The sequence below is a fragment of the Pseudomonas sp. PvP028 genome (genome assembly GCF_017832255.1).
Taxonomy (GTDB): Bacteria; Pseudomonadota; Gammaproteobacteria; order Pseudomonadales; family Pseudomonadaceae; genus Aquipseudomonas; species Aquipseudomonas syringae.
The window spans coordinates 2572522-2590171 of sequence record NZ_JAFIBL010000001.1 but is presented as its reverse complement, the minus strand read 5'-3'; the positions used below and the strand labels follow the sequence as shown (position 1 = coordinate 2590171).

Sequence of the window (17650 nt, the reverse complement as noted above, 5' to 3'; positions counted from 1 at the left end):
GATCAGTCTTCGCTCAGCGGCACCAGCCAGTGCGCCGAATGTTGCGCAAGATGTTCGGTGAGGCGCGTCAGAAGCTGCCCACCATTGCGCCAATGATGCCAGTAGAGCGGTACATCGATGCAACGGTCCGGCAGCAATTCGAGCAGCGTGCCGTTGCGCAACTGGTCGCGCACCTGCAACTCGGGCGCCAGCCCCCAGCCCATCCCCGCCTCGATCATACGGATGAAACCCTCGGAGGACGGACACAAATGATGCTCGAAGCCGTCCTGAACACCCAGCAGTGCCAGATAACGATGCTGCAGAAGATCGTCCGGCCCGTATACCAGAGCCGCGGCTCTGGCGAGCGTTTCCGGGCTGACGCCGTCCGGAAAATGGCGGGCGATGAACGCCGGACTGGCCAGCGCCCGGTAGCGCATGGCCCCCAGTAACTGGCTGCGGGCCCCGGCCACCGGACGCTCGCTGCCACACAGGCAAGCCGCTACCTCACCGGCGCGCATGCGCTTAAGGCCTACGTCCTGATCTTCGACAACCAGATCCAGCAGCAAACGGTGTTGCGTACAAAACGCGCCAATGGCTGGCGCCCACCAGGTTGCCAGACTGTCGGCATTCAAGGCGATGCGCAAACGCTCGGGCATGCCCTCCTCGTCCAATGCTGGCACCTGACTTTGCAGGTCGCGCTCCAGCAAACGGACCTGCTGCACGTGATTGAGCAGCCGCCGGCCAATGTCGGTAGGGCTCGGCGGCGTGGCGCGCACCAGCACCGGCAGGCCAATGCGTGCCTCCAGCAATTTGATGCGTTGCGAGACCGCTGACTGGGAAAGTCCGAGCACCTGAGCGGCACGCTCGAAGCCGGCTTGCTCGATCACGGCCGCCAGCGCCGACAGCAATTTATAGTCGAACATCAGTTTTCCTAATGAGCGATGAAGATTATTGGTTTTCCTTATATCTCTCCACCCATAAGAATGACCATCTGAATCTGCTCAACGGAACATCCTTATGTGGCAAAGCTACCTCAATGGGCTGCTGATCGCGGCAGGCCTGATCATGGCTATCGGAACTCAAAACGCTTTTGTGCTGGCTCAGGGCCTGCGTCGTGAACATCATGTGGCCGTGGCGATGCTGTGCATCGTCTGCGACGCCATCCTGGTAGCGGCAGGTGTATTCGGCCTGGCCAATGTACTGGCACAGAATCCGACCCTGCTGGCGGTGGCGCGCTGGGGCGGCGTGATATTTCTCAGCTGGTACGGCCTGCAGGCATTGCGCCGCGCCTGCTCGCGGCAAAGCCTGGAGCATAGTGCAGCGGTCGGCAGAAAATCGCTGCGCACCGTGTTGCTCAGCGCACTGGCCGTCACCTTGCTGAACCCGCACGTCTATCTGGACACCGTGTTGCTGATTGGCTCGCTGGGCGCGCAACAGGGCGTACCTGGCGCGTATGTCGCCGGCGCAGCCAGCGCCTCGCTGCTGTGGTTCTCGAGCCTGGCCCTGGGCGCGGCATGGCTGGCTCCCTGGCTGGCGCGCCCTGCCACCTGGCGCATGCTGGACCTGATGATCGCGGTGATGATGTTCAGCGTGGCCTTCCAGTTGATCCGCTCAGCCTGACGGATTTCATGACCGCAGAGTCAAACGCGTGGGAACCTCTATCCCACACAGTTGTTGCGTGGTTAAGGCGCAGACCCGGTGCTATGATCCGGGGTCTGCGCCGCAAAAGAGTAAAACTCCCGGTGCATGCTGTATCTGGCCGCCCGTGATCGGCCGTGCGACTACCGCAATTGACCTGAAAGGAGATAAACCATGGCTTTTGAATTGCCGCCACTGCCCTACGCCAAAGACGCTCTGGTGCCGCACATTTCTGCGGAGACTCTGGAATATCACCACGACAAGCATCACAACACCTACGTCGTGAACCTGAACAACCTGGTGCCTGGCACCGAGTTCGAAGGCAAGACCCTGGAAGAGATCATCAAGACCTCCTCGGGCGGTATCTTTAACAACGCCGCTCAGGTCTGGAACCACACGTTCTACTGGAACTGCCTGGCCCCTAACGCTGGCGGCGAGCCTACCGGCGCTCTGGCCGAAGCCATCAACAAGGCATTCGGTTCCTTCGACAAGTTCAAGGAAGAGTTCAGCAAGACTTCCATCGGCACTTTCGGCTCCGGCTGGGGCTGGCTGGTGAAGAAGGCTGACGGTTCCCTGGCACTGGCCAGCACTATCGGTGCCGGCAATCCGCTGACCAGCGGCGACACCCCGCTGCTGACCTGCGATGTGTGGGAACACGCCTACTACATCGACTACCGCAATCTGCGTCCGAAGTACGTAGAAGCGTTCTGGAACCTGGTCAACTGGGACTTCGTGGCCAAGCAATTCGCAGCCTGAGTCCAGCGTCATCGAAAAAACCCGGCCTCGCGCCGGGTTTTTTATGTTTTGCAGCCTGTACAGGCCGCTCACCAGACGCCTGTTTTACCGACGGCGTCGAACACCGGCCTGCCCGTCAGGCGAATCGCAAATCTTTTTTCGCCTGCCGCTCGTACTTTGTGTATTGTCAGAAAACGCTAGCTGACTCGTACCCCAACGTAATTCTCTATGACGTAATTCTTTACAGTGTTCTGCTCTAGGCCTGTACGAAAAGTCGGCGAGCGAAGGTCAGGCGAGGCAAAAACAGGCGAGGAAGCGGAGTCTACGTGTTGTAAATGAGCATTCCGAGCCTGTTTTTAACGAAGCATCACCGAGCGCAGCCACTTTTCGTACAGAGCCTAATTACCTACCTGGCCACCCGACACATTGAGGTGGCTTTGTCCAGCAGGTGCAAGGAACGCGAAGATCAGCAAGGCGCACCGGTTGTGACAAGGTCACAGCGTGCGGGTCTGGTTTTTCGAGGGTCATGAGGCGATATGCCCTGCGACACGAACTAAGGAACGGCCATTGAAGCTGGAACTCAAGAACAGCCTGTCGGTAAAGTTGCTGCGCGTTGTGCTGCTTTCGGCGCTTCTGGTAGGCATCCTGCTCAGCTGTGCGCAAATCGTCTTCGACGCCTACAAGACACGTCAGGCCGTGGCGAGCGATGCCGAGCGAATTCTCGGCATGTTTCGCGATCCTTCGACGCAGGCCGTCTACAGCCTGGACCGCGAGATGGGCATGCAGGTCATCGAGGGCCTGTTCCAGGATGACTCGGTACGCATGGCGTCCATAGGGCACCCCAACGAAAGCCTGCTCGCCGAGAAAAACCGGCCACTGAAAACCTCCTCTACCCGCTGGCTGACAGACATCATCCTCGGCCAGGAGCGCAGCTTCACCACTCAACTGGTAGGCCGCAACCCCTACAGCGAGTATTACGGCGACCTGCGCATCACGCTGGACACCGCCAATTACGGCGAAAGCTTTCTGGTCAATGCCGGAATCATCTTTATCGCGGGCGTGCTGCGTGCGCTGGCAATGGGGCTGGTGTTGTATCTGGTCTATCACTGGCTGCTGACCAGACCGCTGTCAAAGATCATCGAACACCTGATCGCGATCAATCCCGACCGCCCCAGCGAACACCAGTTGCCGCTGCTCAAAGGCCACGAGAAAAACGAACTGGGAATCTGGGTCAACACCGCTAACCAGTTGCTGGCTTCCATTGAGCGCCACACTTACCTGCGCCATGAGGCCGAGAACAACCTGCAGCGCATGGCGCAGTACGACTTTCTCACCGGCCTGCCCAATCGACTTCAATTGCAGACCGGACTGGACAGGATTCTGGAAGACGCGGGACGCCAGCAACACAGAGTGGCGGTTCTTTGTGTAGGTCTGGATGACTTCAAGGGCATCAACGAACAGTTCAGCTATCAGTCCGGTGACCAATTGCTGCTCGCCCTCGCTGATCGCTTGCGCGCGCACAGCGTAAGACTCGGCGCCCTTGCGCGCTTGGGCGGCGACCAGTTCGCGCTGGTCCAGTCCAACATCGAGCAGCCTTACGAGGCGGCTGAGCTGGCGCAAAATATCCTGGATGAGCTGGAAGCACCGTTCATCGTCGGTGATCAGCAGATTCGACTGCGGGCAACCATCGGCATCACGCTGTTCCCGGAAGACGGTGACAACACCGAGAAGCTGTTGCAAAAAGCCGAGCAGACCATGACGCTGGCCAAAGCCCGCTCACGTAACCGGTATCAGTTCTACATCGCCAGCGTGGACAGCGAAATGCGTCGCCGCCGCGAACTCGAAAAAGACCTGCGCGAAGCCCTGCCACTCAATCAGTTGTACTTGGTCTATCAACCACAGATCAGCTACCGCGATCACCGTATCGTCGGTGTGGAAGCACTGATCCGCTGGCAGCATCCGGAGCATGGCCTGGTGCCGCCGGACGTTTTCATCCCGCTGGCCGAACAGAACGGCACCATCATCGCCATAGGGGAATGGGTGCTGGATCAGGCCTGCCGCCAACTGCGCGAATGGCTCGATCAAGGCTTCACCGATTTGCGCATGGCCGTCAATCTGTCGACCGTGCAACTGCATCACGCCGAACTCCCCCGCGTGGTCAACAACCTGCTGCAGATCTACCGCTTGCCACCGCGCAGCCTGGAACTGGAAGTGACCGAAACCGGGCTTATGGAAGATATCAACACCGCCGCCCAGCACTTGCTGAGCTTGCGCCGTTCCGGCGCCTTGATTGCCATCGATGACTTTGGCACCGGCTATTCATCCCTGAGCTACCTGAAAAGCCTGCCGCTGGACAAGATCAAGATTGACCGCAGCTTCGTGCAGGACCTGATCGATGACGACGATGACGCCACCATCGTGCGAGCCATTATCCAGTTGGGCAAAAGCCTGGGCATGCAAGTCATTGCCGAAGGCGTGGAGACCGTTGAGCAGGAGGCCTATGTGATGACCGAGGGCTGTCACGAAGGCCAGGGCTATCTGTACAGCAAGCCGCTGCCGGGTCGGGAGTTGCTGGCTTACCTCAAGCAGTCGCGTCAGGACCACGCCGCCAGCCTGTGAGCCGGCTTGCACGCTTCCGGCCATTCAGGTCATCTTGAAACCGACTGTTACAACCTGCCGGATGCCTGAACACGCCCACACAGGCGTTTTGCCTTTACATCGAATGCAAATCTTTCGCATTATGTCGCAGATTTTATGGGCGCACCCCCGCCATCACCTTTATCGACGCAGGATTCCGTCATGATTCGTATGCCTCTGGCAACCGCTAGTCTGTTGGCCATCGCTATCTCTCTCGCCGGTTGTGGCGAAGGCAAGGACAAGGCTGCCGCACCGGCGCCCGCGCCAGCCGCTGCTCCGGCGACGCCAGCTGTGACGCCTGCGGCCCCTGCTCCGGCAGCCGCTGCCCAGACTGACGATGCGGCGGCCAAGGCTGTGGTCGCGAACTACGCCAACATGGTGTCCGCCGTGTTCGACGATGCCGAGGCCGGAGCGAAAAAACTCAGCACTGCCGTCGACGCATTTCTGGCCAAACCCAACGATGAAACCCTGAAAGCCGCCCGTGAGGCGTGGATCGCTGCGCGTGTGCCTTACATGCAGAGCGAAGTCTTCCGCTTCGGCAACACCATCATCGACGACTGGGAAGGACAGGTTAACGCCTGGCCCCTGGACGAAGGCCTGATCGACTATGTGGCCAAGGATTACCAGCACGCGCTGGGCAACCCGGGCGCCACTGCCAACATCATCGCCAACACCGAAATTCAGGTCGGCGAAGACAAGGTCGACGTGAAGGAAATCACCTCCGAAAAACTCGCCAGCCTGAACGAGCTGGGCGGTTCCGAGGCCAACGTCGCCACCGGCTACCACGCCATCGAATTTCTGCTCTGGGGCCAGGACCTGAACGGTACCGGCCCTGGCGCCGGCGCACGTCCGGCCAGCGATTACCTGCAAGGGGCTGGCGCAACCGGCGGCCACAATGACCGTCGCCGCGCCTACCTCAAGGCCGTCACCGACCTGCTGGTCAGCGACCTTGAAGAAATGTCCGGTAACTGGAAGCCCGGCGTGCCCGACAACTACCGCGCCACGCTGGAAGCCGAATCCGGCGAAAGCGGCCTGCGCAAAATGCTCTTCGGCATGGGCAGCCTGTCGCTGGGTGAACTGGCGGGCGAGCGCATGAAAGTCGCACTGGAAGCCAACTCCAGCGAAGACGAACACGACTGCTTCAGCGACAACACGCACAACTCGCACTTCTACAACGGCAAAGGCATTCGCAATGTCTACCTGGGCGAGTACACCCGTACTGACGGCAGCAAAGTCAGCGGGCCGAGCCTTTCGTCTCTGGTCGCCAAGGCAGACCCGGCCACGGACGCCACCTTGCGCGCTGATCTGGACGACACTCAGGCCAAGTTGCAGGTCATCGTCGATCATGCGAACAAGGGCGAGCATTTCGACCAGTTGATCGCTGCCGGCAACACAGCTGGCAATCAGGTGGTGCGTGACGCCATCGCCGCGCTGGTCAAACAGACAGGCGCTATCGAGCAGGCGGCTGGCAAGCTGGGCATCACCGACCTGAACCCGGACAACGCCGATCACGAGTTCTGATCAACCGCGTTTGTTGCAGTAACGATCAATGCCGGTCAGTTCGCTGACCGGCATTTTTTGTGTCTGATTGACAGGCATCGTTTGCAACTGCCGTGCGCGTTGACCTGCGACATGGGCAGACTTCCAAGCATCAATACAACGTATCCGCAATACGTCCCGGCAACGCCTTGTCGTAGGCTTCGCCGTCGATCTGCTCCGCCGAAACCGCTTTGAGGATCTGCCCGGCAGTGGGTAGCGCACTGCGTTCGATGTGCTTCGCCGGGTCCCACAAACCGGACCTGATGGTCGCCCTGCTGCACTGGAAATACACGCTGGTCACTGAAATACGCAGGACAGACCTGGGCAGTTGGCCCTTCACTGCGAAGCGCGACAGCAACTCGGGCTCAACCGATATCTGTGCGGTTCCGTTGACGCGCAGGGTTTCACCCACGCCGGGTATAAGGAACAGCAGCGCGACGCGCGGATCGTTGACGATGTTGCGCAGCGTATCGATGCGGTTGTTGCCGCGTCGGTCCGGCAGGTAAAGCGTCTTGCTGTCCTCGATATGCACCAGGCCCGCCTGATCTCCACGTGGAGAAGCATCGAGCCCGTCAGGACCGGCAGAGGCAAGCACGGCGAACGGGGCCTGCTCGATGAAAGGCCGGTAGACCTCGTGGATGTGGTCAACTTCCTTGAGGAGCGAAGGAGGTGCGATCGGTCCATAGATCGCTTCCAGTGCCTGAATGGTGGTCACGAACGCGCTGTTGTCCGGGTTATTCATTGGATAAGCTCTGCTGGCCGTTGGTGTATGCATGCTGCCAGCGTCATGTGACTGATCGTGTGAAGCAGCCTGCGCAGCATAGGCAAAAACATCAGGACCCGACCAGCCTCAAAGATTCGTAACATCACATTGCACAACACGTCGCAAACGATAATCCCTCTTATTCAAACCGCACGAGGCTGATAAGCTTGCACGCCCCGATTTTTCGCCCCGTTGCAGGATGTTTATGAGTACGCGGCTCCGTCTATCACTTGCCTTGCTCACGACCCTGGTCCTGAGCGCATGCGATGACGCCCCGCGTTTCACGCATGCCGAGCCGGGAGAAGCCTTGTCGGGTGGCAGCGCCACCGTGAGGAAGAGCGACCAGAACGCTTTCTCGATGCCCTCGGCCAATCTGGCCCCCGTGCGGCGGTTGGACTTCAGCGTCGGCAACAGCTTCTTCCGCAGCCCGTGGGTGATTGCGCCATCGACCACCACGGCTCGCGATGGGCTTGGCCCGCTGTTCAACACCAATGCCTGCCAGAACTGCCACATCAAGGACGGTCGCGGTCACCCGCCGGAGGCTGGCGACAGCAATGCCGTGTCCATGCTGGTCAGGCTGTCGATTCCCGATGACCCGGCCTATGCCGACCTCATAAAGCGCAACGGCGTGCTGCCCGAGCCGGTTTACGGCGGGCAATTGCAGGACATGTCGAACCCCGGCGTAGCGCCCGAGGGCAAGGTGCGGGTCGAGTACGATGCGCTGACGGTCGAGTTTCGCGATGGCACGTCAGTCGAGCTGCGCCAGCCGACCCTCAGGATCACCCAGTTGGGCTATGGCCCCATGCACCCCGATACTCACATCTCGGCTCGCGTGGCCCCGCCGATGATCGGCCTAGGCTTGCTCGAGGCGATTGCCGATGACGCCATCCTTGCCAATGCCGACCCCGACGACAAGAACGCCGATGGCATCTCGGGACGTCCCAACTGGGTGTGGGACGATGCTCGGCAAAAAGTGGTGATGGGCAGGTTTGGCTGGAAAGCCGGACAGCCAAACCTCAACCAGCAGAACGTGCATGCCTTTTCCGGTGATATGGGGCTGACCACCAGCCTGCGCCCTTTCGATGACTGCACGCCGGCCCAGACCGATTGCCTGGCTGCGCCCAATGGCAATGGCCCGGATGGCGAACCGGAAGTCAGCGACAACATCCTGCGCCTGGTGGAGTTCTACACCCGCAACCTGGGTGTTCCGGCGCGTCGCAAGGTCGACGACCCTCAAGTGCTGGCAGGCAAGAACCTGTTTTTCCAGGCGGGCTGCCAGCAATGTCACACACCCGCTTTCAAAACCCGTAGCGACGCCGCCGAACCCGAGCTGGCCAATCAGGAGATTCGCCCGTACAGCGACTTGCTGCTGCACGACATGGGCGAAGGGCTGGCCGATAACCGTACCGAGTTCCAGGCCACCGGTAGTGAGTGGCGCACCCCACCCTTGTGGGGGCTTGGCCTGACCGGCACGGTAAGCGGACACACCCAACTGTTGCACGACGGTCGCGCGCGTAATGCGCTTGAGGCGATACTGTGGCACGGCGGCGAAGCCCAGGCGGCGCAGCGCCAGGTTCTGGCTTTTGACGCACAGCAACGTGAAGCGCTGCTGGCCTTCCTGAATTCGTTATGATTGCGCCCTTTGCAGAATCTTCCTGTTCACACATCTTCCTTTCAGAAATAAGGAGCCGGACATGTTCCGACCCAAGTTGTTGCTGACCAGCCTTGCGGCGCTTGCCTTGGGTGCCTGCTCGCCATCCGACCCTCAGGCGGTAACGTCCGCAGCGATTGCCAAACAGGTCATCCTGCCGACCTACAGCCGTTGGGTAGAGGCTGATCGTCAGTTGGCAGCCAGCGCCTTGGCGTTCTGCCAGGGCAAGACTGATCTGGCCACCGCCCGCGCCGACTTTCTGAAAGCACAGAAGACCTGGGCCGAGTTGCAACCGCTGTTGATCGGCCCTCTGGCCGAAGGCAATCGCGCCTGGCAAATACAGTTCTGGCCAGACAAGAAGAATCTGGTGGGCCGTCAGGTCGAGCAACTGGTGACTGCACAGCCGCAGATCACCGCCCAGGAACTGTCCAAGGCCAGTGTCGTGGTGCAGGGTTTGTCCGCCTACGAATACATCCTCTTCGACGCTGACATCGACATGGCCAATGCCGAGCAAAAAGCACGCTATTGCCCGCTACTGATGGCCATCGGTGAACGCCAGAAGCTGCTTGCCGAAGAAATCCTCAACAGCTGGAACAGCACCGACGGCATGCTCGCGCAACTGAGCAAGTTCCCCAATCAGCGCTACGCCGATTCTCATGAAGCGATTGCCGAATTGCTGCGGGTTCAGGTCACCGCCCTCGACAGTCTGAAGAAAAAGCTCGGCACGCCATTGGGTCGTCAGAGCAAGGGGCAGCCGCAGCCGTTCCAGGCAGATGCCTGGCGCAGCAAGTCGTCGCTCAGCAGCCTGGAAGCCAGCCTGATCAGCGCCGAGACGGTGTGGACCGGTGTCGACAACAAGGGCTTGCGCAGCCTGCTGCCCGCCGAGCAGAAACCGCTGGCCGACAAAATCGATGCCGCCTACGCTAACAGCTGCAAATTGCTGTCGGAACTCAAACCGCCACTGGCCGACCTGCTGGCCACGGATGCAGGACGCCAGCAACTCAATGCGTTTTACGACAGCCTGAATGCCGTACACCGCCTGCACGAAGGCGAGCTGGCCAAGGCCCTCGGCATTCAATTGGGTTTCAACGCCAACGACGGCGATTGATCAAGAGGTAGAGGTGATGTTGCGACGTCAGGCCATGGCGCTCGGCAGTCTTCTGCGCAGCGCCTGCACGCTGGGTGGTTGGACCCTGTTCAAGCAAAAGAACACACGCCCCTTGTTGCTTTCCGCTCGCGACGATGGCGACGGCAAGCACTATGCGGTGGGTTTCAAGCTCGACGGAACGCAGGTATTCGCGACCCGGGTGGGCCAGCGCTGCCACGACATCATCAATCATCCTGAGCTGCCACTCGCGGTGTTCATCGCCCGTCGTCCTGGCACGGAAAGCTACCTGATCGACCTGCGCGATGGACGTTTGCTGCAAACCATCGTTTCGCAGCCCGACCGCCACTTCTACGGCCATGCCGTGATTCATCGCGACGGCGAATGGTTGTATGCGACGGAAAACGATACTCGCGATCCAGGCCGCGGTTTATTGGGCGTCTACCGCTTCGTCGACGAGCGACTGGTGCACTCGGCCGAGATCCCCACGCATGGCATCGGCCCGCATCAGGTCTCCTGGATGCCGGACGGTGAAACGCTGGTGGTCGCCAATGGTGGCATTCGCACCGAAGCGGAAAGCCGGGTAGAGATGAACCTCGATGCCATGCAACCCAGCCTGGTCATCATGCAGCGTGACGGTACCTTGCTCAGCAAGGAAGCGCTTTCCCAGCAGATGAACAGCGTGCGCCACATGGGCATCGCCAGCGATGGCACCATCGTCGCGGGTCAACAGTTCATGGGCGACAGCCACGAGTTGGCCGAACTGCTGGCAATCAAGCGTCCAGGCCAGCCATTCCAGGCGTTTCCGGTGGCAGAAGAGCAATTGCGCGCGATGGCCCACTACACCGCCAGCGTCGCAGTGCACAGTGAACTGCGGCTGGTGGCTCTGACGGCACCCCGCGGCAACCGCTTCTTTATCTGGGATCTGGACAGTGGCGCATTGAAACTGGATGCGCCGTTGCCGGACTGTGCGGGAGTGGGGGCTGTCGCCGACGGCTTTGTCGTGACCTCAGGCCAGGGACGCTGCCGCTTCTATGACTGTCGCAAGGCGCAACTGCTGGCCCAGCCGTTGGACCTGCCAGCCGGGTTGTGGGACAACCATCTTCATCTGGCTCAGGTGGGTTAGGTAAGAGAGCCCAAGGCTTCAGTTTTTGATCCCGGTACCCTGCGCCAGGCTGTACATGAACAGCAACAGGTCGTGGTCCGGCTGCACGTTCACAAGATTCTTCGCCACGCGTGGCAGTGGGCAGTAGCCCTCGCCATGCTGCGTGATGAGTATGCGGGTAGACGGTTGTTCAAGCGCCGCCACGGCGACGGTGGCAACTGCCAGTGCACCGAAGATAAACAAACCTCTTGCCATTTCTAGCTTCATGACTCTAAACCTTTGATAGAGCTGCCAAACGCTGCCTGGTAAAAGTAGATCAACTTCTGCCAGTCTGCAGCGCTGAATGACGAATGGCGTCGTAGCTGTTTCATATCGTGCTGGGCTGCGCCTTGAGCGGTAAGGCGACGACGGCCCTTCTCGAGATCGAGCAAGGCGACTTCGACGTTGGCGTCCGCCCCTTCCCCCGTCACTCGCACGAAAATGTGCTTGATGTACAGACAGCTGTGCTGCCAGCGGCCCAGGTGCATGCGGGCCAGAGTGGCTGCCACTTCCTTGAGCACACGCTCATAGAACAGCTCGCCGTGACGCTCGCGCCCTCCGGCAGCCTGCCACTTTTCAATTTCCTCGAAGCCTTCCAGCGCTACGGTGACCAGCAATGCCCGCCAGGCGTTGTCCTCACCCCGCTCGGCACCACAAAACACCACTTCGGGGACGACGACGCCAAGCTTGCGTAGACCTTCAAGCGCCTCGCGCTCGCGCAGTACGGTGGGTCGGCCCAGCGGGTGCAGCAGGCTGCGGTAGATGTGACCTGTCTGGCGTTTGGCATAGAGGGTCTGCCCGTTGTCCATGATCAACCGCTGCACACCACTCTCTCCGCCGCGACGCACATTGGGTTCTTCAACCCATTCGCCACGCTGGCTCCAGAACTGATCAAACTCATTCTGGATCGGGTTCACAACTGGTTCTTTCACGGACTGCAAACCCATCTTTCTACCTTTTACGTAGGACATAGACTCGCCACATGGCGTACATGGGCAGGAAATCCATTCGGTTCTGAATGCGAAATCCTGCCTGCTCAAATTCGGTTTCTGCGGTAACAACGGGTAACACAAAACGATTCTGGTAACTTTCCCGCCCGTTTTTTTGCTGGCGCTTGTTCTCGAGGCGCGCACGCTTCCATGCTTTGAAATTGCCATCCACCCAGAGGGAGACGATCACGCTGTCACGGGTTACGCGTTGAAACTCGCGCAATAGAGCCATCCGGTCGCTGGACTGACCGACGTGGTGCAACAAGCGCATGCAGAAGATGCTGTCTACTGCGTTATCAGGCAGGTCGATGGCAAAGGCAGATGTCTGCAAAGGTTGTACCCTTTTTACAACGTCTGCCGGCTGCGAGGCACAGGCGGTACTGAGCATGTCTGCGGAGTTATCGGCACCGATGATCGAGCGGTTCGGCTTCTCGGCCAATAGCGGCCAGAAGCGTCCAGCACCACAAGGCAGGTCCAGCACCAGGCCCGGGTCCCCGGCCATGTGCAGCGCCTTTCTCGCCAGCTGTTCATCGCGGTGATGCGACAGCTTGCGCCAGATACCGTCCTGATGCTTTTCGAGGTACTGGCGGGCGTGTGTCTTGTCGTACTTTCGGGAAAACTCGAGTTCGATGCGATCGCTCATGAGAGCAGCTCCTGATGTTGATGGGCGCCAAACTAAAGGCACGGCCGTCACCGTCAGGTCATCTGAATGTGAAAAAAATGTTACCTTTTAACGTCAGGTGTTTCGAGATTTTACAGAGAGTTAGAGGCCGTGTGTGGCCAATCGACGAAGTGCAATCGATTGGCCGCTACACAATAAGGCCGGTCTACTCGAGAGAAAGGTCAGGGTTTGATCACGTGGAGCGTCACCTTGAACCGGCAACCATGGGGTTCCATTGGGGTGAGATCCACGCTCCATCCCTGATTGGTACAAATGCGCTGCACCAGCGACAGCCCGAGGCCCAGCCCCTCTCCGCGCTGCTCGTTGCCACGTACGAAAGGCTCGAACATCGCCTCGCGTTTTTCCTCGGGAATGCCCACTCCACTGTCTTCCACGGTGAAGCTTTCTGCGTGCAGGGTCAGCGCGATGAATCCGTGATCGGTGTAGTGCAGCGCATTGCGCAGCAAGTTGCCCATCACGGCATGCAGGAAGGTCGCGTTGTAACGAATATCGGACAGCTGGTCATCGGCAGGTGGCGTATAGCTCAACTGCAGCCCCTTGCTCTCTATCGGGTCACGCCACTGGGAAATCAATTGCTCGGCCACCCCGACCAGCGTGGCCTTGGGCGTCATGGCCGGGTCTTCGCGCTGGGTGCGAGCGAGCATCAGGAAGGTTTGCACCAGATCGCGCATTTCTTCGCAGGCACGGCCGATACGCTCGACCTGACGGCGGCCGCGCAAATCGAGCGCAGGGTTTTCCAGCAGCAGCTCACAAGAGCTGGCCAGCACCATCAACGGCGTACGCAGTTCATGGCTCACGTCGCTGGTGAACATGCGCTCACGAATCAACGCCTGCCGCAAGCGACCCAATGTTGCGTCGAAGGCCACCGCCAACTCGCCGACTTCGTCAGCGGCATAGTCGGGCGCCAGTGGCGGTGCCAGTCCAAGCAACTGGTCACGGTGACGAACCTGCCGGGCCAGACGTACTACAGGCGCCATGACCCGGCGCGCCAGCACCCAGCCCAGAAACACCGCCAGCGCCAAGGCCAGAACGAAACCGACCAGCACGACGGCGAACAGCACCCGCTCACGCTCTTCAAAATCGCTCTGATCCTGCAACAGGGCGTAATGCCGGCCATCCACCACCTCGATCATGGCGTGGTAGGACAACGGCCCACGGAACACCTCATGGAAACCTGGCTCAAGGTGACGAATATCCTTGGGCAGGTCGAAGTCGCCCGGACCATTGGTGAAATAGAACAACTGGTCGGGCTTGGGCCGGTGGCTCCAGTCGCTGACACTGTCCATCAGCATCAGACGGTTGAGGTCACCACCGAGGCCGGCGGAAATCAGCTTTTCTTCGACCAGGTGGACGGTGGAGATGATTCCGATGGCGAACGACCCGGCCACCAGTGCACTCATCAATGCGAAGGCAATGATGATCCGTTGCGCAAGACTCTGTTTAAACTCCATCCCGGCCCTCGGCCAAGCGATAGCCCACGCCATGCACGGTCTGCAACAGCGGTTTGCCAAACGGTTTGTCGATCACCTGACGCAACTGGTGCACATGGCTGCGCAGGCTGTCGCTGTCCGGGCAGTCATCGCCCCACAGCGCTTCTTCGAGAATCTCGCGACGCAGCACGTGCGGGCTTTTCTGCATCAGCACGGCGAGCAGCTTGAGGCCGACCGGGTTGAGCTTGAGCATGCGCCCCTCACGCGTGACCTCGAGGGTGTCGAGGTCATAGACCAGATCGGCCACCTGCAAGGTTCGCCGCCCGCCACCTTGAGCACGACGCAATACCGCTTCGATCCGCGCGGCCAGTTCAGACAGGGCAAACGGCTTGAGCAGGTAGTCGTCAGCACCGGAGCGGAAGCCCTGCAGACGGTCGTCCAGCTGATCGCGGGCGGTGAGCATGATGACCGGCGTGTCGCGCCGGGCATCTTCGCGCAGGCGCTTGCACAAGGTGTAGCCGTCGATACCGGGCAGCATGATGTCGAGAACGATCAGGTCGTAGTGCTCGGTGGCTGCCAGATGCAGTCCTGAGAGGCCATCCTGGGCGCAATCGACGGTATAGCCTTTCATGCCCAGGTAATCGGCCATGTTCGCCAGGATGTCGCGGTTGTCTTCAACCAGAAGAATTCGCATAAAACACTCTCATATGCAGTTTGGGCTGGCGCAGCTTAAGACGAAGTGGGCGTGAGGGCCAGCGCCGAAATGGCATGACGTTTTTTTCACCTATGATTCATAAGGCTCATGACACACTTTGAGACGAACCGTCGCACACAATAATCGCGGCATGCCCTTCAAAGATCTGGATTCGATATGTCGAAAACCGTCGCCCCACCCTACTCCCATTCGATCAACCCGTGGATTTACCTGGGTATTCCTGTCGCCGTGGCACTGATCCTCATGCTGCTTGAACTGACTTCCCTGGACATGGACATCGCCAAACTGGCCTTCGATCCCGTCAGCGGGCAGTTCATCGGCAGGCACAGTTATTTTCTCGAAGACGTTCTCCACGACCGCGCCAAACAACTGGTCATGGTATTCGGCGCGGTGGCCATGATCGGCTTTGCGGCGTCCTTCAAAGTACAGCGCCTGATCCCATGGCGCAGGGAGCTGGGTTGCCTGGTGCTGTCCATGGCGCTATCAACCGCCTTCGTTACCCCGGTGAAAGTGGTGACGTCAGTGCAATGCCCCTGGAGCCTGAAGGAATTCGGTGGGCAGGAAACCTACAGCGAACTGTTGAGCCCACGCCCTGCGACCGATAAACCGGGACGCTGCTGGCCGGGCGGGCATGCGGCGACCGGCTTTACCCTGTTCGCGCTGTTCTTCGCTTTTCGCGACCGTCGTCCACGGATGGCGAAAATGGGCCTGGCTCTGGCGTTCGGCCTTGGAACGGTGTTCTCTGTCGGGCGGATGCTGCAAGGTGCGCACTTCTTTTCCCATAACATCTGGACCGCAGTGTTCTGCTGGCTGATCTGTCTGGGGGTTTATTACTTCGTGCTTTACCGCCCCGAACCCAAGGGGCTCGAGAACAGCAAGGTACAACCGACGCAGTGATTGATCCGGCACACAAAGACCATAAAAAAACCCCGCACAAGGCGGGGTTTTTTATGGGTGTAACGCTGGGGGTAAAGCTGGCTTACATCATGCCGCCCATACCACCCATGCCGCCCATGTCCGGCATGCCGCCGCCTGCTGGCTTGTCGTCAGGCACGTCAGCGATCATCGCTTCGGTGGTGATCATCAAGCTGGCGATGGAGGACGCCGCCTGCAGAGCAGAGCGAGTCACTTTGGCCGGGTCAAGGATACCCATTTCGATCATGTCGCCGTACTCGCCGGAAGCAGCGTTGTAACCGTAGTTACCCGAACCCTGCTTGACCTTGTCGACAACAACGCTTGGCTCGTCACCGGAGTTGGCAACGATCTGGCGCAGAGGCGCTTCGACTGCACGACGCAGCAGAGCGATACCGACGTCCTGATCAGCGTTGTCGCCTTTCAGACCTTCGATAGCCTGCAGGGAGCGAACCAGTGCCACGCCACCGCCAGGTACCACGCCTTCTTCAACGGCTGCGCGGGTTGCGTGCAGGGCGTCTTCAACGCGGGCTTTCTTCTCTTTCATCTCGACTTCGGAACCGGCACCGACCTTGATCACTGCAACGCCGCCAGACAGCTTGGCCAGACGCTCTTGCAGTTTTTCCTTGTCGTAGTCCGAGCTGGTGTCGCCGATTTGCTGACGGATCTGGGAGATACGCGAGTCGATATCGGTTTTCACGCCAGCACCATCGATGATGGTGGTGTTTTCTTTGTTCAGGATGACGCGCTTGGCATTACCCAGGTGTTCCAGAGTAGTGGTTTCCAGGCTCAGGCCGATCTCTTCGGAGATAACGGTACCGCCAGTCAGAACAGCGATGTCCTGCAGCATGGCCTTGCGACGATCGCCGAAACCTGGAGCCTTGACGGCTGCAACTTTCACGATACCGCGCATGTTGTTGACCACCAGAGTCGCCAGCGCTTCGCCTTCAACGTCTTCGGCAACGATCAGCAGAGGACGGCCAGCCTTGGCGACTGCTTCCAGAACCGGCAGCATTTCGCGAATGTTGGAGATCTTCTTGTCGACCAGCAACAGCAGCGGGCTGTCCAGCTCGGCAACCATGGTGTCCGGCTTGTTGATGAAGTACGGGGACAGGTAACCACGGTCAAACTGCATGCCTTCTACAACAGACAGCTCGTTTTCCAGGCCCGAACCTTCTTCAACGGTGATAACACCGTCTTTGGTCACTTTTTCCATGGCTTCGGCAATGATGTCGCCGATGGAGTGATCAGAGTTGGCCGAGATGGTGCCGACCTGGGCGATTGCCTTGGTGTCGGTGCATGGCTTGGACAGCTTCTTCAGCTCGGCAACAATGGCGATGGTCGCCTTGTCGATGCCGCGCTTGAGGTCCATCGGGTTCATGCCGGCAGCGACAGCCTTCAGGCCTTCGTTGACGATGGCCTGAGCCAGAACGGTAGCGGTAGTGGTACCGTCGCCTGCATCATCGTTAGCACGGGAAGCAACGTCTTTGACCAGCTGCGCGCCCATGTTTTCGAAACGGTCTTTAAGCTCGATTTCCTTGGCAACCGAAACACCGTCTTTGGTGATCAGCGGAGCGCCAAAGCTTTTCTCGATGATAACGTTGCGGCCTTTAGGGCCCAGGGTCGCTTTAACTGCGTCAGCCAGGACGTTTACACCGGCGAGCATTTTTTTGCGGCCAGAATCGCCGAATTTAACTTCTTTAGCAGCCATGATCATTATTCCTTGAATAC

16 protein-coding genes are annotated in these 17650 nt (G+C 59.6%); 8 read left to right on the top strand and 8 right to left on the bottom strand.

Features of this window, described 5'->3' with window-relative positions; genetic code table 11:
- Positions 1–2: 2 nt before the first annotated feature.
- The gene (locus JOE34_RS11565) at positions 3–902 is read right to left on the bottom strand and encodes a LysR family transcriptional regulator ArgP (protein WP_003413294.1); all 900 of its coding nucleotides are present in this window, start codon (positions 900–902) and stop codon (positions 3–5) included.
- A 94-nt stretch (positions 903–996) separates the two neighbouring features.
- On the opposite strand from JOE34_RS11565, the gene JOE34_RS11560 reads away from it, so the two are divergent.
- The 4 genes from JOE34_RS11560 (at position 997) to JOE34_RS11545 (ending at position 6510) form a co-directional block, all read left to right on the top strand.
- A complete protein-coding gene (locus JOE34_RS11560) occupies positions 997–1599 on the top strand; it encodes a LysE/ArgO family amino acid transporter (RefSeq protein WP_003313496.1) in 603 nt (200 codons plus the stop codon).
- Positions 1600–1791: 192 nt separating this feature from the next.
- Positions 1792–2373 carry a superoxide dismutase [Fe] gene (gene sodB, locus JOE34_RS11555; protein ID WP_003313497.1) on the top strand — a complete coding sequence of 194 codons (582 nt, stop codon included), beginning with the start codon at positions 1792–1794 and terminating at the stop codon, positions 2371–2373.
- Between the two features lie 546 nt (positions 2374–2919).
- A complete protein-coding gene (locus tag JOE34_RS11550) occupies positions 2920–4971 on the top strand; it encodes a GGDEF domain-containing phosphodiesterase (protein WP_024693116.1) in 2052 nt (683 codons plus the stop codon).
- Positions 4972–5151: 180 nt separating this feature from the next.
- Positions 5152–6510, top strand: a complete 1359-nt coding sequence (locus JOE34_RS11545; protein ID WP_017278162.1) for an imelysin family protein — start codon at positions 5152–5154, stop codon at positions 6508–6510.
- A 130-nt stretch (positions 6511–6640) separates the two neighbouring features.
- Here the strand turns inward: JOE34_RS11545 and JOE34_RS11540 are convergent, their stop codons facing one another.
- Positions 6641–7270: a pyridoxamine 5'-phosphate oxidase family protein gene (locus JOE34_RS11540; RefSeq protein ID WP_003424424.1), complete on the bottom strand. Its 630-nt coding sequence runs from the start codon at positions 7268–7270 to the stop codon at positions 6641–6643.
- A gap of 226 nt (positions 7271–7496) precedes the next feature.
- On the opposite strand from JOE34_RS11540, the gene JOE34_RS11535 reads away from it, so the two are divergent.
- The 3 genes from JOE34_RS11535 (at position 7497) to JOE34_RS11525 (ending at position 11173) form a co-directional block, all read left to right on the top strand.
- Positions 7497–8924 carry a di-heme oxidoredictase family protein gene (locus JOE34_RS11535; RefSeq protein WP_017278165.1) on the top strand — a complete coding sequence of 476 codons (1428 nt, stop codon included), beginning with the start codon at positions 7497–7499 and terminating at the stop codon, positions 8922–8924.
- Positions 8925–8985: 61 nt separating this feature from the next.
- The gene (locus JOE34_RS11530; protein WP_010423862.1) at positions 8986–10050 is read left to right on the top strand and encodes an imelysin family protein; all 1065 of its coding nucleotides are present in this window, start codon (positions 8986–8988) and stop codon (positions 10048–10050) included.
- A 16-nt stretch (positions 10051–10066) separates the two neighbouring features.
- A complete protein-coding gene (locus tag JOE34_RS11525) occupies positions 10067–11173 on the top strand; it encodes a DUF1513 domain-containing protein (protein ID WP_046266519.1) in 1107 nt (368 codons plus the stop codon).
- Between the two features lie 18 nt (positions 11174–11191).
- Here the strand turns inward: JOE34_RS11525 and JOE34_RS11520 are convergent, their stop codons facing one another.
- From JOE34_RS11520 to colR, 5 genes are all read right to left on the bottom strand, one after another.
- On the bottom strand, positions 11192–11419 hold the full coding sequence (locus JOE34_RS11520) for a hypothetical protein (protein ID WP_017278167.1): 228 nt from the start codon (positions 11417–11419) through the stop codon (positions 11192–11194).
- The gene (locus tag JOE34_RS11515) at positions 11416–12138 is read right to left on the bottom strand and encodes a lipopolysaccharide kinase InaA family protein (RefSeq protein ID WP_016568884.1); all 723 of its coding nucleotides are present in this window, start codon (positions 12136–12138) and stop codon (positions 11416–11418) included. Before JOE34_RS11515 ends, JOE34_RS11520 begins: the two co-directional genes overlap by 4 nt.
- A 4-nt stretch (positions 12139–12142) precedes the next feature.
- Positions 12143–12823 carry a class I SAM-dependent methyltransferase gene (locus JOE34_RS11510; RefSeq protein ID WP_003313508.1) on the bottom strand — a complete coding sequence of 227 codons (681 nt, stop codon included), beginning with the start codon at positions 12821–12823 and terminating at the stop codon, positions 12143–12145.
- A gap of 200 nt (positions 12824–13023) precedes the next feature.
- Complete coding sequence (locus JOE34_RS11505) at positions 13024–14313, bottom strand: HAMP domain-containing sensor histidine kinase (RefSeq protein ID WP_024649479.1); 1290 nt, start codon at positions 14311–14313, stop codon at positions 13024–13026.
- Positions 14303–14986 (bottom strand): two-component system response regulator ColR, encoded by a 684-nt coding sequence (gene colR / locus JOE34_RS11500; RefSeq protein ID WP_002555020.1) that lies wholly within the window; start codon positions 14984–14986, stop codon positions 14303–14305. The genes JOE34_RS11505 and colR overlap by 11 nt, the downstream gene beginning before the upstream one ends.
- Positions 14987–15163: 177 nt before the next feature.
- On the opposite strand from colR, the gene JOE34_RS11495 reads away from it, so the two are divergent.
- Positions 15164–15904 (top strand): phosphatase PAP2 family protein, encoded by a 741-nt coding sequence (locus JOE34_RS11495; RefSeq protein ID WP_010423843.1) that lies wholly within the window; start codon positions 15164–15166, stop codon positions 15902–15904.
- 82 nt (positions 15905–15986) lie between these two features.
- Here JOE34_RS11495 and groL read toward each other — a convergent pair whose 3' ends face one another.
- The gene (gene groL / locus JOE34_RS11490) at positions 15987–17630 is read right to left on the bottom strand and encodes a chaperonin GroEL (RefSeq protein ID WP_003413326.1); all 1644 of its coding nucleotides are present in this window, start codon (positions 17628–17630) and stop codon (positions 15987–15989) included.
- Positions 17631–17650 lie beyond the last annotated feature (20 nt).

Excerpts from the sequence above, each read along its gene's own strand:
- JOE34_RS11565 (WP_003413294.1), bottom strand. The coding sequence starts at position 902 with ATGTTCGACTATAAATTGCTGTCGGCGCTGGCGGCCGTGATCGAGCAA.
- JOE34_RS11560 (WP_003313496.1), top strand. The coding sequence starts at position 997 with ATGTGGCAAAGCTACCTCAATGGGCTGCTGATCGCGGCAGGCCTGATC.
- sodB (WP_003313497.1), top strand. The coding sequence starts at position 1,792 with ATGGCTTTTGAATTGCCGCCACTGCCCTACGCCAAAGACGCTCTGGTG.
- JOE34_RS11545 (WP_017278162.1), top strand. The coding sequence starts at position 5,152 with ATGATTCGTATGCCTCTGGCAACCGCTAGTCTGTTGGCCATCGCTATC.
- JOE34_RS11540 (WP_003424424.1), bottom strand. The coding sequence starts at position 7,270 with ATGAATAACCCGGACAACAGCGCGTTCGTGACCACCATTCAGGCACTG.
- JOE34_RS11535 (WP_017278165.1), top strand. The coding sequence starts at position 7,497 with ATGAGTACGCGGCTCCGTCTATCACTTGCCTTGCTCACGACCCTGGTC.
- JOE34_RS11530 (WP_010423862.1), top strand. The coding sequence starts at position 8,986 with ATGTTCCGACCCAAGTTGTTGCTGACCAGCCTTGCGGCGCTTGCCTTG.
- JOE34_RS11525 (WP_046266519.1), top strand. The coding sequence starts at position 10,067 with ATGTTGCGACGTCAGGCCATGGCGCTCGGCAGTCTTCTGCGCAGCGCC.
- JOE34_RS11520 (WP_017278167.1), bottom strand. The coding sequence starts at position 11,419 with ATGAAGCTAGAAATGGCAAGAGGTTTGTTTATCTTCGGTGCACTGGCA.
- JOE34_RS11515 (WP_016568884.1), bottom strand. The coding sequence starts at position 12,138 with ATGGGTTTGCAGTCCGTGAAAGAACCAGTTGTGAACCCGATCCAGAAT.
- JOE34_RS11510 (WP_003313508.1), bottom strand. The coding sequence starts at position 12,823 with ATGAGCGATCGCATCGAACTCGAGTTTTCCCGAAAGTACGACAAGACA.
- JOE34_RS11505 (WP_024649479.1), bottom strand. The coding sequence starts at position 14,313 with ATGGAGTTTAAACAGAGTCTTGCGCAACGGATCATCATTGCCTTCGCA.
- colR (WP_002555020.1), bottom strand. The coding sequence starts at position 14,986 with ATGCGAATTCTTCTGGTTGAAGACAACCGCGACATCCTGGCGAACATG.
- JOE34_RS11495 (WP_010423843.1), top strand. The coding sequence starts at position 15,164 with ATGTCGAAAACCGTCGCCCCACCCTACTCCCATTCGATCAACCCGTGG.
- groL (WP_003413326.1), bottom strand. The coding sequence starts at position 17,630 with ATGGCTGCTAAAGAAGTTAAATTCGGCGATTCTGGCCGCAAAAAAATG.